14 protein-coding genes are annotated in these 14,935 nt (G+C 74.0%); 9 read left to right on the forward strand and 5 right to left on the reverse strand.

The window, feature by feature from the left end:
* The first annotated feature begins 15 nt into the window (after positions 1 to 15).
* From PKE99_RS25975 to PKE99_RS26000, 6 genes are all read left to right on the forward strand, one after another.
* Entirely contained in the window at positions 16 to 795 is a 780-nt protein-coding gene (locus PKE99_RS25975) for an HpcH/HpaI aldolase family protein (protein WP_037050931.1), read from the forward strand.
* Entirely contained in the window at positions 792 to 1,277 is a 486-nt protein-coding gene (locus PKE99_RS25980; RefSeq protein WP_037050930.1) for a Rieske (2Fe-2S) protein, read from the forward strand. Before PKE99_RS25975 ends, PKE99_RS25980 begins: the two co-directional genes overlap by 4 nt.
* Complete coding sequence (locus PKE99_RS25985; RefSeq protein ID WP_051738020.1) at positions 1,274 to 2,365, forward strand: amidohydrolase family protein; 1,092 nt, start codon at positions 1,274 to 1,276, stop codon at positions 2,363 to 2,365. Before PKE99_RS25980 ends, PKE99_RS25985 begins: the two co-directional genes overlap by 4 nt.
* Before the next feature lie 109 nt (positions 2,366 to 2,474).
* On the forward strand, positions 2,475 to 3,695 hold the full coding sequence (locus PKE99_RS25990) for a PucR family transcriptional regulator (protein WP_156067955.1): 1,221 nt from the start codon (positions 2,475 to 2,477) through the stop codon (positions 3,693 to 3,695).
* A gap of 132 nt (positions 3,696 to 3,827) precedes the next feature.
* Entirely contained in the window at positions 3,828 to 4,988 is a 1,161-nt protein-coding gene (locus PKE99_RS25995; RefSeq protein ID WP_037050929.1) for an alpha-hydroxy acid oxidase, read from the forward strand.
* Entirely contained in the window at positions 4,985 to 6,139 is a 1,155-nt protein-coding gene (locus PKE99_RS26000) for an amidohydrolase family protein (RefSeq protein ID WP_051738018.1), read from the forward strand. Before PKE99_RS25995 ends, PKE99_RS26000 begins: the two co-directional genes overlap by 4 nt.
* 57 nt (positions 6,140 to 6,196) lie before the next feature.
* Here the strand turns inward: PKE99_RS26000 and PKE99_RS26005 are convergent, their stop codons facing one another.
* Together PKE99_RS26005 and PKE99_RS26010 are read right to left on the reverse strand one after the other, a co-directional pair.
* Positions 6,197 to 7,537 carry an MFS transporter gene (locus PKE99_RS26005; protein ID WP_037050927.1) on the reverse strand — a complete coding sequence of 447 codons (1,341 nt, stop codon included), beginning with the start codon at positions 7,535 to 7,537 and terminating at the stop codon, positions 6,197 to 6,199.
* Between the two features lie 141 nt (positions 7,538 to 7,678).
* A complete protein-coding gene (locus tag PKE99_RS26010; RefSeq protein ID WP_051738017.1) occupies positions 7,679 to 8,893 on the reverse strand; it encodes an LLM class flavin-dependent oxidoreductase in 1,215 nt (404 codons plus the stop codon).
* Positions 8,894 to 9,003: 110 nt separating this feature from the next.
* On the opposite strand from PKE99_RS26010, the gene PKE99_RS26015 reads away from it, so the two are divergent.
* Positions 9,004 to 9,786, forward strand: coding sequence for an SGNH/GDSL hydrolase family protein (locus PKE99_RS26015; protein ID WP_051738016.1), 783 nt, complete (start codon positions 9,004 to 9,006; stop codon positions 9,784 to 9,786).
* On the opposite strand, the gene PKE99_RS26020 is transcribed toward PKE99_RS26015, so the two are convergent.
* Positions 9,756 to 10,505 (reverse strand): FkbM family methyltransferase, encoded by a 750-nt coding sequence (locus tag PKE99_RS26020; RefSeq protein ID WP_037050922.1) that lies wholly within the window; start codon positions 10,503 to 10,505, stop codon positions 9,756 to 9,758. The genes PKE99_RS26015 and PKE99_RS26020 overlap by 31 nt on opposite strands.
* A 139-nt stretch (positions 10,506 to 10,644) precedes the next feature.
* Between PKE99_RS26020 and proS the strand changes: the two genes are divergently transcribed.
* Positions 10,645 to 12,063 carry a proline--tRNA ligase gene (proS, locus tag PKE99_RS26025; RefSeq protein WP_037050920.1) on the forward strand — a complete coding sequence of 473 codons (1,419 nt, stop codon included), beginning with the start codon at positions 10,645 to 10,647 and terminating at the stop codon, positions 12,061 to 12,063.
* Positions 12,064 to 12,071: 8 nt separating this feature from the next.
* Here proS and PKE99_RS26030 read toward each other — a convergent pair whose 3' ends face one another.
* On the reverse strand, positions 12,072 to 13,172 hold the full coding sequence (locus PKE99_RS26030) for a winged helix DNA-binding domain-containing protein (RefSeq protein WP_037050918.1): 1,101 nt from the start codon (positions 13,170 to 13,172) through the stop codon (positions 12,072 to 12,074).
* Positions 13,173 to 13,185: 13 nt separating this feature from the next.
* Complete coding sequence (locus PKE99_RS26035) at positions 13,186 to 13,755, reverse strand: DinB family protein (RefSeq protein ID WP_037050916.1); 570 nt, start codon at positions 13,753 to 13,755, stop codon at positions 13,186 to 13,188.
* 84 nt (positions 13,756 to 13,839) lie between these two features.
* Between PKE99_RS26035 and PKE99_RS26040 the strand changes: the two genes are divergently transcribed.
* Positions 13,840 to 14,808, forward strand: a complete 969-nt coding sequence (locus tag PKE99_RS26040; RefSeq protein WP_037050913.1) for a helix-turn-helix transcriptional regulator — start codon at positions 13,840 to 13,842, stop codon at positions 14,806 to 14,808.
* Positions 14,809 to 14,935: the final 127 nt, after the last annotated feature.

Below are 14,935 nucleotides of genomic sequence, written 5' to 3' on the forward strand. Positions count from 1 at the left end.
CCGGAGGGCCAGCCCATGCCGACCAACGCGATCCGCGACCGATGGGCGGCGGGCGAAGCCGCCGTGGACTGCTGGGTCTCCGGCTCCTCGGTGCTCTCCGCGGAGGCGGTCGGCCGGCTCGGCTACGACTCCGTGATCATCGACATGCAGCACACGATGGCGGAGTACCGGGACGTCGTCACCGCGGTGATCGCGCTGGCGGCCACCCCGACGGTGCCCGTGGTGCGGGTCCCGGGCAACGACCCGATCCTGGTCGGGCGGGTGCTCGACGCCGGCGCCAGGGGCGTGATGTGCCCGATGGTCAACACCCGCGAGCAGGCCGAGCGGTTCGTGGCCGCATGCCGGTACCCCCCGGAGGGCTCCCGCTCCTACGGCCCCTACCGGGCGGCCGACGGCGCGCGGTACTTCACGGAGGCGAACGCCGACATCGTGACGTTCGCCCAGATCGAGACCCTCGAGGCCCTGGCGAACCTCGACGAGATCGCCACCGTCCCGGGGCTGGACGTGCTGTTCGTCGGGCCGACGGACCTGTCGATCTCCGGCGGCGGGCGCCCGTCGATGTCCTACACGGACCCGCTCGTCGACGAGCGGCACCGCGCGATCGTCGACGCCGCGCACCGGGCGGGCAAGCGCGCCGGGATGCTGGCGCTCGGTCCGGGCGACCCGGAGATCGGCCGCGGCTGGGGCATGGACTTCCTGTCGGTCGCCATGGAGCAGCGCCTGGTCGCCACGGGTGCCGCGGCCGCGCTGAAGCACGGCCGCTCGGTCGCCGGCCCGGCGCTCGCGCAGGCATGAGCGGGCGGTACGTCGTCGGCCGGGCCGCCGACATCCCCGACGGCGGGCGCGTGCTCGTCGAGGTGGGCGGGCGACAGGTCGGCGTGTTCAACGTCGGCGGCTCGTTCTACGGGCTGATCAACCGCTGCCCGCACAAGGGGGCGGAGATGTGCAAGGGCAACGTCGTCGCCGGGCTCACCTCGCCCCGGCCCGGCGAGTTCGACTACGACGAGGACACCGCGCTGCTGATGTGCCCGTGGCACGGCTGGGAGTTCGACGTCCGCACCGGACAGTCCTGGTTCGACCCGCGCACCCGGCTGCGCACCTACGACGTCGAGGTCACCGGCGCCGACCAGGTCGACGGCGTGCCGCACGCCGGCCGGGTGCCCGGGCCGTACACCGCCGAGACCGTCGAGGTCGGCGTGGAGGACGAGTACGTGGTGGTCGACCTGCGGAAGGCCCGGAAGGCCCGGGAGGCGGCGGGGACGGGGGAGGGTCGATGACGACCGCGCTGCTGGAGAACACGACCCGGGACGCGGTGTGGCCCGGCCCGGTGATCGACTGCGACGTGCACGCCAACGTCCCGTCGCTCGAGGCGCTCTTCCCGTACCTGTCCCGGCACTGGATCGCCTGGTGCACCGAGCGCGGCTGGCACGGCCCCGTCGGCGGGGTGAACCTCGCCTACCCACCCGGGTCGGACCGTTCGTGCCGGCCCGAGTGGCGACCCGCCGACCGGTCGCCCGCCTCGGAGCTCGGGCTGCTCCAGCAGCACGTGCTCGACCCGTGGCGGGTCGAGCACGCGATCCTGACCTGCTACTACGCGGTCGACTCGCTCCGGCACCCGGACTGGGCGGCGGCGCTGGCCCGGGCCGTCAACGACTGGCTGGTCGCCGAGTGGCTCGACCGGGACCCGCGGCTGGCCGGCACGCTGGTGATCCCGGCGCGCGACCCCGCCGCGATGATCGAGGAGATCCACCGGGTCGGCGACCATCCCGGCTTCGTCCAGGTGCTGCTGCCCGTGCGGCACGCGGCGTTGTGGGGCCAGCGGCAGTTCCATCCCGTCTTCCAGGCCATGGCCGAGCACGGCCTGGTGGCCGGGCTGCACTTCGGGGGGATCACGACGGACGCGCCGTCGTCGAGCGGGTACTCCTCCTACTACGTCGAGGAGTACGCCGCGGAGTGGCAGTCCTTCACCGCGCAGGTCACCAGCCTGGTGTCCGAGGGCGTGTTCCAGGTGTGCCCGGAGCTGCGGGTCTCGGTGCTCGAGGGCGGGTTCACCTGGCTGCCCGTGTGGGGCTGGCGGATGGACAAGGAGTGGAAGGGGCTGCGTCGCGAGGTCCCGTGGCTGGACCGGCGGCCGTTGGAGATCATCCGCGAGCACATGCGGTTCTCCGTCGCCCCGGCCGACCTGGGCACCCGTGAGCAGACCGCCACCGTGCTGGAGTGGCTCGGCTCGGACGACATGCTGATGTTCGCCACCGACTACCCGCACGGCTACGACGACGACATCGCCGAGCTCCTCGCCGCGGCGCCGCCGTCGATGCGGCCGCGCCTGATGGCCGGTACCGCCCGCGACTGGTACCGCCTCTGATCCCGCCCCCGAACGGAGGTCGACGCGCGAGTCAAGCGGTTGCATCATCGAACGGTGCCCCCGCGGGACCGGCGACGGGCACGGGGGCGAGGCACGAGGAGGTGCTTCCGTGAGCCGTCGGGATGCCGTGGCCCGAGACGCAGGGACCCGGGACGAGGCGTGGGACGCCCTGATGGCGCGGCTGCAGGAGACCGGGCTGCTCGACGGGCACGGCCCGATGGCCGACCGGATGCTGGAGCGGGTGTTCACGCACAGCGCATACCGGCACGTCGAGCGGGACGTGCTGCGGGAGAGCTGGCGGCGCAACCTCTCGGTGTCGGTCGAGGGCGTGCGGGCCCGCCGGCACCCGGGGGAGGCCGACGACGACGGCCCGCTGCGGGAGGTCGGGGAGGAGCGCGCCCGGCAGGGCGTCGGCGTGGCCGAGATGCTGCAGACCTCGATGCAGCACCAGAAGATCTTCGTGGACCTGGTGCGCGAGCTCGCGCCGCCGTCGCCGTACCGCGACAGCCTCCTGCTGGAGCTGTTCGCGATCAAGCAGGCCTGGTCGGCGTGGAGCATGGTCGCGCTCGCCGCGGGCCACCGCGAGGCCGAGCTCGAGATGCAGCGCCGCGCGCAGGAGCACCAGGACGGCTTCGTGCGCCGGATCATCTCCGGCTCGATGGCCGCGTCGGAGATCGGGAGCGGGGCGGCGGCGTACGGCCTGGACCGCGACCGGGAGTACCGCGCCTTCCGGGCCCGCCCGGCACCGGGCCCGGACTCGTTGCGGCTCATGGAGCGCTACCTGCGCGTGGCCGCCACGGCGGAGCGCCGCAACGGGATGATGACGGTGGTCGACGGCGACCTCTGCGGGTTCGTCGCGGTGCTCCCGGCCGAGCCGCCGCCGACCGCCGTCGGGGTGTCGCCGCCCGTCCCGCTGCACGAGCTGCCCGCGGTGTTCCGGCTGGCCACGCGCGCCCTGGAGACGGCGCTGGCGCTGGGCCGCACCGAGGTGGTGAGCGTGGCGGACCTCGGCCTGCACCCCGCCGTCGTCGCGGACCACGACCTGGGCGAGCTCATGCACGACCGCTTCGTGAAGCCCTTCGAGCGGTTCGGCGCCTCGGGCGCGGCGATCCTGGAGACCGTCGAGCGCTACCTGCGCAACGGCAGCCGGCTCGAGGCGACCCGGCAGCAGCTCTTCCTGCACACCAACACCGTCCGGTACCGGCTCACGCGCTTCGAGTCGATCACCGGCTGCTCGCTGCGCGACTACGACGACCTGGCCCAGGTGTGGTGGGCCCTGGCCTGGGACCGGCTGCACGGGTCGCGCGGCGGCGCGTCCGTGGCGTCGTAGGCCGGGATTTTGTCGGGTCGCACAACCGCGGCGGACCGCACTTCGGCACGACCGCCGTAGTCGATCGACACCCGTGCGGGGCACGGTTGCGGAGCGGGCACCGTCGCCCGCCCGGAAGGGGGACCGTCGCGGATGAGGATGACCCGGGCCCACAGCGTGGCGGACCTGCGCCGCGCCGCCCGCAGGCGGATGCCGAAGGCCGTGTTCGACGTCGTCGACGGCGGTGCGGGGGACGAGCACACCCTGCGGTGGAACACCGAGTCCTTCGAGCGCATCCCGCTGCGGCCGCGGGCGCTGGTCGACGTGGCGCACGTCGACACGACCACGACGGTGCTGGGCGATCCGGTGTCCATGCCGTTGCTGCTCGCGCCGTGCAGCTTCGCGCGCATGTGCCACAGCGACGCCGAGCCGGCCGTGGCGCGCGCCGCGGGGCGGGCCGGCACGATCTACGCCGTCCCGGGTGGTTCGGGGGAGCGGCCGGAGGTCGTGATCCGCTCGGCGGGCGGTCCACTGTGGTACCAGCTCTACCTCAAGCCGGACCAGGCGCAGAACGACGAGCTCGTCGACCGGGTCGCGGCAGCCGGCTACCGGACGTTGTGCGTCACGATCGACACGCCGATCAAGCCCTACCGGGAGAAGGACCTGCGCAACGGCGTCACGCTGCCGGTGGCCCCGTCGCCGCGGCTCGCGCTGGCCGGGTTGGCCCATCCGCGCTGGTCGCGGGACTTCCTGTTCGGCACCGGAGGCGCGGGCCTGGACCTCTTCGCCGCCAAGCGGGCCTACGACAACTTCACGGACGCGATCATGCACAGCCGGTCCGTGAGCGCGGGGGAGATCCGCCGGCTGCGGGAGCGCTGGTCGGGCGCCCTGGTGGTCAAGGGGGTGCTGCGCGGCGACGAGGTCCGCGAGATGGCCGATCTCGGCGTCGACGGCGTGGTGGTGTCCAACCACGGCGGCCGCAACCTGGACGGTGCCCCGGCGACGATCGACGTGCTCGCCGAGGTCGTCGACGCGGCCGCCGGCCGGCTCGAGGTCCTGCTCGACAGCGGGGTCCGGCGGGGGACGGACGTGGTCCGCGCGCTCGCGCTCGGCGCCCGCGCCGTGCTCGTCGGGCGGCCCTACATGTTCGCCCTGGCGGCGGGTGGCGAGGCCGGCGTCGACCGGGTCCTCGAGCTGCTGCACAACGAGATCATCCGGGCGATGTCGCTGGTCGGCGCCACGTCAATCAAGGAGATCGACCGGTCGCTGGTCGGGCCCGTCCCGTCCGCCGACGTCCGGGGAGGGACGGCATGACGCTCGAGGCCACCGTCGAGGCCCCGGTCCGGGCCGGTGCGAAGCTCGGGATCATCGATGCGGACGTCCACCCGTCGATGAACCCGGCGATCCCGGGGGTGCTGCGGCACCTGCCGCAGCGCTGGCAGGACTACCTCGTCCACACCGGCCTGCGGGCGGGCGCGCCCGGCGGCGACCGCCCCCGGCACCGGGAGTTCGCCAGCCGGTGGGACGCCGTGCCGCCAGGCGGAGGGGCGCCCGGCATCGACCCGGCCTTCGCGCGCGAACAGCTGCTCGACCCCTACGACATGAGCGCCGCCGTGCTCAACGACATCGGCGGCTTCCCGCTCAGCGGCGGGATGCGGGTGCCCGCGGAGTTCTGCGCCGCCTTCTGCACCGCGCTGAACACCTACCGCGAGGAGGTGTGGTTCGCCGACGACCCGCGCTGGTACGGCTCGATCAACCTGCCGTACGAGATCCCGGACCTGGCCGTCGAGGAGATCGTGCGGCGCAAGGAGGGGCCCGCGGGCGACCGCTGGGTGCAGGTGATGCTCGCCCCGGACAACGAGCGGGGCATCGGGCACCGCAAGTACTGGCCGGTGCTGGAGGCCTGCGAGCACTACGGGCTGCCGGTCGGTTTCCATGTGCTCTCCGGCCGGCGGATCACGCCGTCGGGTCCCGCGAACTTCTACTTCGAGGAGCACTGCGACTTCGCCGGGCTGAACTTCCCGGTGATCGCCAGCCTGGTCTTCGAGGGTACGTTCGACCGCTTCCCGGGGCTCAAGGTCGCGATGGTCGAGCTCGGCTGGTCCTGGGTGGTCCCGCTGGCGTGGCGGATGGACCACGCCCACCGGATGATGCCGCGCGAGGTCTCGTTGCAGCGCAAGCCGTCGGAGTACATCCGCGACCACCTCTGGTTCACCACGCAGCCGATGGAGGAGCCGGAGAACCCCCGCTGGTTCGACGACGTCCTCACCCTCTTCGAGTCCTCCGGCATGGCCGACAAGCTGATGTTCTCCTCCGACTACCCGCACTGGGACTTCGACGAGCCGGAGTCCTTCCCGCTGTCGGTCCGGCGGGACCACGACCGGTTCGGCCGGATCCTCGGTGGCAACGCGAGCGCGCTCTACGGCCTGCCGCTGCTGCCCGGCACCGGGTACCCGGTCGGATGATCCCGGCCGCGCACGAGGTCCCGGCCCTTCCGGCCGGGACCTCGTGGCGGGTGCGTCTCACACGTCGGTGAGCGAGGTGTCGCGCGTCTCCGGGAGGACCCACAGGCAGCCGACGGAGATCAGCACCAGCGCCGCCGTGCAGACCCCGAGGGCGATCGGGCCCCAGCCGGAGGCGGCCAGCGGGGCGGCGGCCAGCAGGATGCCCGCTCCACCGAGGACCCCGCCCAGGTTGTAGCTCAGGCCGGCGCCGGTGTAGCGGTGCCGGGTGGAGAACATCTCGGGCAGGTAGGCGCCGAGCGGACCGTAGGCCAGGCCGATCAGGCCGAGCAGGACGACGATGCCGGTGCCGATCGCGAGGGGCGAGCGGGTGTCGATGAGCGGGAAGAGCACCAGCGACCACACGGCCAGCGCGATGCATCCCGCCAGGACGAGCGGACGCCGTCCGAACCGATCGGAGAGGACGGCGGCGGTGGCGGTGATCGCGACCGTGGCGATCCCCCCGATGATGTCGATCACGAGGATGCCCGCCGTGCTCATCCCGAGGGCGCTCGTCGCGTAGCTCGTCAGGTAGACCGAGGCGATGGACATGACGGCGAAGATCCCGGTCGTCAGGCCGGTCGCCAGCAGCATCGTCCGGGGCTGGCGTCGCCACACCTCGAGGAACGGCACCCCGCGGCGGCGGGGTGTGCGGGCGGCGGCGGTGAAGACCGGCGTCTCCTCGGTGTGGAGGCGCACGTACAGCCCGACCCCGATCAGCAGCGCGCTGAGCACGAACGGCACCCGCCAGCCCCAGCTGAGGAAGGCCGCGCTCGTCTCGCCGATCCCCAGGTCGACGACGAGGAAGGTGCCCGCGGCGAGCGCGAAGGCGACGGTGGCGCCGACCTGCGGGTAGAGGGCGAACCGGCCGCGCCGCCCGTCCGGGGCGTTCTCGGACGCGAACAGGGCGGCACCGGCCCACTCCCCGCCGACGGCGAGGCCTTGCACGGCGCGGAGGGCGACCAGCAGGATCGGCGCGGCGATCCCGATCGTCGCCGCCCCGGGCAACAGCCCGACCGCGACGGTGCACAGGCCCATCATCATCAGCGTGAGGATCAGCGTGCGCTTGCGGCCGAGCCGGTCGCCGATGTGACCGAACAGGATGGACCCCACGGGCCGGAACACGAACGCCACGGCGAAGGTCCCGAACGCCGCGATCGCGCCGGTGACGCCGCCCATGCTCGGGAAGAACACCTTGTCGAAGACGAGCGCGGCGGCCGTGCCGTAGATGAAGTAGTCGTAGTACTCGATCGTGGTGCCGGCCATGCTGGCGAGGTTGATCCGGCGGATCGCCCGGCGGTCGGGCGGCGGGCCGGCGGCGGGGGCCGGGCTGGACGGCGGGGTGCGGACGGCGGTGGTCATGGTTCCCTCTTCCGGTCGGTGTGGTGCGGTGATCCACAGGGTCGTCCGAAGGGGACGCCGCCGGGATCGACCGGCCGACCGGGCCCCGGGATGACCCGGGGATCGGGTGATCGGGGGACGTGCCCGTCCGTCGAGAGGCGATCAGCCGAAGGCGGACTCCCGCCCCGCCGCCGGTCGCGCCCCGTTGCCCGACGGCTCGTCCGACCGCTTCGCGGCCCACTCCGCCTCGTGCTTGTCGAACATCGCCCGGGCCGCGGCGGTGCGCTTCTCCGTGAGCTCGGACTGGTGCTCCGTGACCCACCGGTAGGAGGCCTGCCGGGGCGCGTTCGACCGCTCGAAGTGCGGGATGACGTACCGGGCGTAGAGCTCGTAGGAGCGCTTCGTGTTCTCCCACGTGGCCCAGTCGTGGGCGTTGAGGAGCAGGGCGCCGAAGCCCGGCATCTTCTGCTGCAGGCGCTCGATCCGGGCGATCGCGTCGTCCGGCGTGCCGATCACGCCCGCCCCCTGCTCCGCGTACCACTCCACGAGGTCGACGCCGTCGGGGACGAAGATCCGCGGCATGTTGTTGTTCAGGTAGTCGACCTGGGCCTGCAGGCCGTGCCGGGCCTGCGCCATCGCCTCCTCGCGGGTCTCCGCGAGGTGCATCCCGACGACGAGCCGCAACCGGCTCGGGTCCATCGTGCGGCCGTGCTCGGCGGCGACCTCGTTCGCCACCCGCCAGTTGACGTCGAGGGCGTCGAACCCGGCGTTCTCGCCCGCCGCGACGCACAACATGCCGAGGTCGTACCGGCCGGCCAGGCGGCCGCCCGACGGGGTCACGGCGCTGGCCACGCACACCTCGGGGTGCGGGTCGGAGTAGGGCGGGAGGTGCAGGCGCGCCTCGACCAGCTCGTACCAGTCGGTCCGCTCGGTCACGACCTCGCCGCGGAACAGCCGGAGGATCACGTCGAGCGCCTCGGCCATCCGGTCGCGCTGGACCGCCGGGTCGATGCCCAGCATGAGCGCGTCCGACGCCAGCAGGCCGGGCCCGGCGCCGAACATCACGCGGCCCTGCGTCATGTGGTCGAGCTGCACGATCCGGTCGGCCACCATGAGCGGGTTGTGGTACGGCAGCGACACCACCCCGGTGCCCAGCCGCAGGTGCCGCGTGCGCTCGGCCGCCGCCGCGATGAACAGCTCCGGGGACGCGATGGTCTCCATGCCCGCCGAGTGGTGCTCGCCGATCCAGGCCTCCTGGAAGCCGAGGTCGTCGAGCAGCTCCATCAGCTTCAGGTCCTGCCGGAAGAGCAGGGTCGGGTTCTCGTCCGTCCGGTGGAAGGGGGCCATGAAGACGCCGTGCCGGAGCTTGACCGCCATTCCGTACCACTCCTCTGATCGCCGGTGATCACCGCTGTCGACCCTACTTCACGAACGTTCGCTCAGCGAGGGTGTCGAGGGGCCGATCGGGCCGCGGGGACAATGGCCGCGTGCGGTACGTGGCGATCGGGGACAGCTTCACGGAGGGCGTCGGGGACGAGCAGCCCGACGGGACGACCAGGGGATGGGCCGACCGGGTGGCGGCGGGGCTCGCGGCCACCCGGCCCGAGGGCGTCCGGTACGCCAACCTCGCGATCCGCGGGCGCCTGCTCGAACCCGTCGTCACCGAGCAGCTCGACGCCGCGCTGGCCCTCGACCCCGCGCCCACGCTGATGACCCTCAACGGCGGCGGCAACGACATGCTGCGCCCGCGGGCGGACGTCGAGCGGCTGGCCGCGCTGACGGAGCGGGCCGTGCAGCGGTGCACCGATGCCGGCGTGCGGCTCGTCCTGCTCAGCGGCGCCGACCCCTCGTCGCAGCTGCCGTTCGGGCGGGCCGTGCACGCCCGGGCCGAGCTCCTCACCACCCGCGTGGCGGAGATCGCCGCGGCGCACGGCGTCGAGCTCGTCGACGTCTTCCACGACACCGAGATCCGCCGGCCGGAGTACTGGTCGCCCGACCGCCTCCACCTCAACGCCGAGGGCCACCGGCGCGTCGCCGCGCTGGTCCTGGCGGCGCTCGGCGAGGGCGCGGCGGTGCAGGAGGTGCGCACCGACTCGCCCCGGAACCGCCGGCTGACGGCGGAGCTGCGGTACTACCGCGAGCACGTCCTGCCCTGGATCGGGCGGCGCCTGCGCGGCCGCTCCTCCGGCGACGGCCGCACCGGCAAGTACGTCGGCTGGGTGCCGGTGCCCCCGCCGCGTCAGGAAGCGGGGGCGGACAGCCGCGCGTAGACGTCGCCGGAGCGGCCGAGCGGGCGGTACCGCTCCAGCAGCCGCACCAGCTCGTCGGCCGTGAGCCAGCGGTCGCTCGCGAACCGCAGGGTCTCGACGGGGGAGTAGTTGTAGGTGTAGGACCCGAGGTCCGCCACGAGGTCGAGGGCGGCCAGTGCGGCGTCGTGCGCGGGCGGCAGGTACTCGAACGACAGCGCCCGCACCGGCGTGTGGAGCCCGGCCAGCGCCTCGGCCTCGAAGCCCTCGACGTCGATCTTGCAGAAGGCCGGGGTGCCGTGCGCGGCGACGAGGTCGTCGAGGGTCACGACGTCGACCTCGACCTCGTGGTCCCACCGCACCCAGGAGAACCCGCTGTCGGCGGAGACGGTCCGGATCCAGTCCGGCGACATCGACGAGACCGTCGGGGTCCGGGTGGACACGCCGATCCGCGCGCGCCCCGACTCGGCGCCGACCGCGCCGGGCAGGATCGTCACGCCGCGATCGCGGCCGAAGAACAGGCGTAGCACCCGCACACAGTCCGGCTGCGGCTCGACCGCGATCACCCGGGCGCCGATCCGCCGCCACGCCCGCACCCGGCTGCCCACGTGCGCGCCGACGTCGAGCGCGAGGTCGCCGGGGCCGAGGAACTGCCGGTAGAACCGCACCATCCGCCGGTGCCGGCCGGGGATGCCGTGGTACATCGCCAGGGACCGGCCCATTCCCCACGCTCGCGCCAGCATCGGCCGACCGTACCGTGCCCGGCCGTCCCCGATAACGCATTCGTCCGGGATAACCGATTGCCGCACCCGGCTAGCGTTCCCGCTGTCAGCTCATGATTCCCGGTGTGCCGCAGGCACACCCGCAGCGGAAGACCGGACCGTGGCCAAGGCAGTGCTCACCCCGCAGGCGGCGAACTTCCCCGCCTGGTACCAGGACGTCGTCGCTCGCGCCGAACTGGCCGAGACCGGCCCGGTGCGCGGGAGCATGGTCGTCCGACCGTGGGGCTACGCGATCTGGGAGCTCATGCAGGCCGACATGGACCGGCGGATCAAGGCGACCGGTGCCGTGAACGCCGCGTTCCCGATGTTCATCCCGATGAGCTTCCTCGAGAAGGAGCAGGAGCACGTCGACGGCTTCTCTCCGGAGCTGGCCGTGGTCACCCACGGCGGCGGGGAGGAGCTCGCCGAGCCGCTGGCGGTGCGCCCGACGTCCGAGACGGTCGTCAACCACTACTTCGCCCGGTGGGTGCAGTCCCACCGGGACCTGCCGCTGATGCTCAACCTCTGGAACAGCGTGGTGCGCTGGGAGCTGCGCCCACGACTGTTCCTGCGCACCACCGAGTTCCTCTGGCAGGAGGGGCACACCGCGCACGCCACCCGGGAGGAGGCGGTCGAGGAGACCCGGCGCATGCTCGAGGTCTACCGGCGGTTCATGGAGGAGACGCTCGCGATCTCCGTGGTGACCGGCGAGAAGTCGCCGGGCGAACGGTTCGCCGGGGCCGAGCACACCTACACCTGCGAGGCGCTGATGCGCGACGGCAAGGCGCTGCAGATGGGGACCAGCCACGATCTGGGCCACAACTTCGCCCGCGCCTTCGACATCCGGTTCTCCGACGCCGAGGGGGAGCACCGGCACGCCGCCACCACGTCCTGGGGCACGTCGACCCGCATGATCGGCGGGGTGATCATGGTCCACGGCGACGACCACGGGCTGCGGCTGCCGCCGGCGATCGCGCCGCACCAGGTGGTGGTCCTGCAGCTCGACGAGGAGGCCGAGGTCGCCGCGGCGGCCGCGCGTCTCGAGGCGGATCTGCGTGGCGCGGGGGTCCGCGCCCACCTCGACGCCCGTACCCACACGTCGTTCGGGCGCCGCTCGGTCGACTGGGAGCTGAAGGGCGTCCCGGTCCGGATCGAGCTGGGCGCGCGGGAGCTCGTCTCGGGGCGGGCCACCCTGGTCCGCCGCGACGACCGCAGCAAGACCTCGGCCCCGCTCGACGGCGCGGCGCGGGCCGCGGTCGCTCTGCTCGACGAGATCCAGGACGGGCTGCTCGCCGCGTCGCGCACGTTCCGGGAGGAGCACACCCACCCGGTCACCGACCTCGACGAGTTCACGGCGCGGGTCGGGGAGGGCGGGCTGTTCCTCGCCGCCTGGTCCGGCGCCGAGGAGTCGGAACGGGTGCTCGGCGAGCGGACCGGCGCCACGATCCGCTGCCTGGTCGACGCCGAGCCGCCCGCCCCCACCTGCCTCGTCACCGGGGAGCCCGCCCGGCACACCGTGCTGCTCGGCCGCGCCTACTGAGCACGGGATCACCGGCGCGAGGCCGCCACCCGCACGCGATGGTGGTCGCCGGCGGACAGGAAGCCGGCCAGCGCCCGTCCCTCCTCGGCGACCGCGGCCCGGTCGGCCCGGGAGAACCGCCGCAGGGGAGTGACGGTCACCGTGCCGTCGTCGACGGTCCACAGGCCGGCGACGCGGCCGTCGACGAGGACGGCGCGCTCGCCCGCCACGGACAGGCCGCGGTGGTCCGCGTCGACGATGCGGCTGCGGTCGTCGTAGCCGAGCAGCGCGTTGTCGAAGGCCGGGAGGAACCGCACCGGGGCCGGGGTGTCGGGGTCGGGACGAGGCGCGTCCGGCAGGTCGAGCAGCTCACGGCCGCGCTCGTCCCGGAAGGAGACCAGCTCGTCCCGGACCGCGGCGACCGCGCCGGGCAGCCCGGCGAGCCCGGACCAGGCGCGCAGGTCCGCGGTGGCGGCCGGGCCGAACGCGGCGAGGTAGCGACGGACCAGGTCCCGCCCGACGGGGTCCGTCCCGTCCGGCGCGGGCGGGTCGCAGTCGCGGCCGAGCCAGGCGGCCATCGGGAGGTTCTGCGCGCCCGCGGTTCGTCGCCACACCCCGCGCGGCGGGAGCTGCACCATCGGGACCAGCGCGGCCACCGCCGCCTCGCCCAGCGGTCGCGGCCCGGCCGAAGGCCAGCGCTCGGCCAGCACGCGCCCGAGCTCCGGCATGGTGCGCGGCGTGCCGTCGGCCATCACCTCCGCGGCCGCCGCCGCGACCTCGTCGAGGTCCACCCCGTCGAGGTCGCGCCGGTACACCCCGAGCATCCGCTGGCGGAGCATCGCGTGGTGTCGCGCCCGCCAGGCCAGCGCGTCCTCCGCGGTGACGAGGTGGATGGTGCGCCGCATCAACGTGGTCCGGACGACCCGCCGGTCGACGAGCAGGCCCGACAGCACCTCCGGGTCGAACGCCCGCAGCCGCGACCAGAGTCCTGCGAACGGCTCCTGCGGTTCCTGGGCCTGCAGGCCGCACAGGTGCGCGACGGCCGCGAGGATCGGGAGATCCGCTCGGTCGAGCAGGAGCTGGCGGGCGAGCGTCGCGCGGTTGAGCGCACGGGCGCCGAGGCGGGTCACGGGCACAGTGATGTCAGCTCGCGGTGCGGCCGTCGATCGACTCGCGGAGGATGTCCGCGTGCCCGGCGTGCTGGGCGGTCTCGGCGATCACGTGCACCAGCACCTGGCGCGCGCTGCGCACGCCGCCGGGCTCGTTCCACGGCGCCTCGGGCAGCGGGTGCGTCGCGGACAGGTCGGGGAGCGCCGCGACGACCTCCTCGCTGCGGGCCGCGACCTGCTCGTAGCGCGCGACGACCCCGGCGAGGGTGTCGCCGGGCAGCATCCGGAACTCGTTCTGATGGTCGATCGCCCACTGCGGGTACTCGCGGGCGGTACCGGCCGCGAAGTCCGCCCAGCTCACGCCCTCGGGCAGGTCGTAGGACATGGCCGACGGGCCCTCGACGACGAACCGCATCCACCCCTCCTCGACGGATGCCACGTGCTTGATCAACCCGCCCAGGCACAGCGTACTGGCGGTGGGGCGCGCGCCGGCCTGCTCGTCGGTCAAGCCTCGGGTGGTCGCGACCAGGGCGGCGCGGGCGGTGGCGAGCTCCGCGAGGAGGGCGGTGCGCTCGGGGTCGACGGTGAGGGTCTGCTCGGTCATGGTGTGTCCTCTCGGTGGGTGCGAGCCCAGCCTCTCGACAGAAGAGGTCAGGTACCGGCCTCTTCTCGGGGCATCATCGGGGCCGTGCGTCACACCTCGGCGAGACTGCTGTCTCTGCTCTCCCTCCTGCAGGCGCGGCGGGACTGGCCGGGGTCGCTGCTCGCCGAGCGGCTGCAGGTCAGTCCGCGCACCGTGCGCCGGGACGTGGACCGGCTCCGGGAGCTCGGCTACCCGGTCCGGGCGATCAAGGGGCCCGACGGCGGGTACCGGCTCGCCCCGGGCACCGACCTGCCACCCCTGCTGTTCGACGACGACCAGGCCGTCGCCCTCGCCGTGGCGCTGCAGACCGCGGCCACCTCGGGCGCCGGGATCGGCGAGGCCGCGGCACGCGCCCTGACCACCGTCCGCCAGGTGATGCCCGCGCGCCTGCGGCACCGGATCGACGCGCTGGAGGTCACCGCCGTCGGCTCGCGGCCCCCGGTGGACGGTGCCGTGCTCGTGGCGCTCGGCGCGGCCGTGCGCGCCCGCGAGGTGGTGCGGTTCGCCTACGGGACGGGCGACGAACCGCCGCGGCGGGTGGAGCCTCACCACCTCCTCACGCGGGGCGGCCGGTGGTACCTCGTGGCCTGGGACCTCGAGCGCGGCGACTGGCGGACCTTCCGCGCCGACCGGATCACCCCGCGCACCCCGACGGGCCCGCGGTTCGTGCCGCGCGAGGTGCCCGGCGGCGACGTCGCGGCCTTCGTGGCCGACCGGTTCCGGGGCTCGACCGGCTCCGGCACCTGGCCCTGCCGCGGCGAGGTCGTCCTCGCGCGGCCCGCGGCCGAGGTGTCGCCGTTCGCGGGCGACGGGATCGTCGAGGAGCTCGGCCCGGACCGCTGCCGGCTCGTCCTCGGGGCCTGGTCGTGGGTGGGGCTGGCGGCCAGTATCGGCCGGTTCGACGCCGAGATCGAGGTCGTCGGGCCGGCGGAGCTGAGGGCGGCCTTCGCACAGCTCTCCCGCCGCTTCGCCGACGCCGCCCGGTCCTTCCCTCCACGTCCCGGCCCCTGCTAGCGTCCCCGCCACGGGCGCCGTCCTGCGCCCAACCTCCGGATCCGGTGTCCACGCCACCGGCCAGCGGGGGCAAAGGGGGCGCGGGCCCTCGGGGTGCCGGTCGCACCACGCCTTCTCCGGCGGGGAT

The sequence above is a fragment of the Pseudonocardia halophobica genome (assembly GCF_027922425.1).
GTDB lineage: Bacteria > Actinomycetota > Actinomycetes > Mycobacteriales > Pseudonocardiaceae > Pseudonocardia > Pseudonocardia halophobica.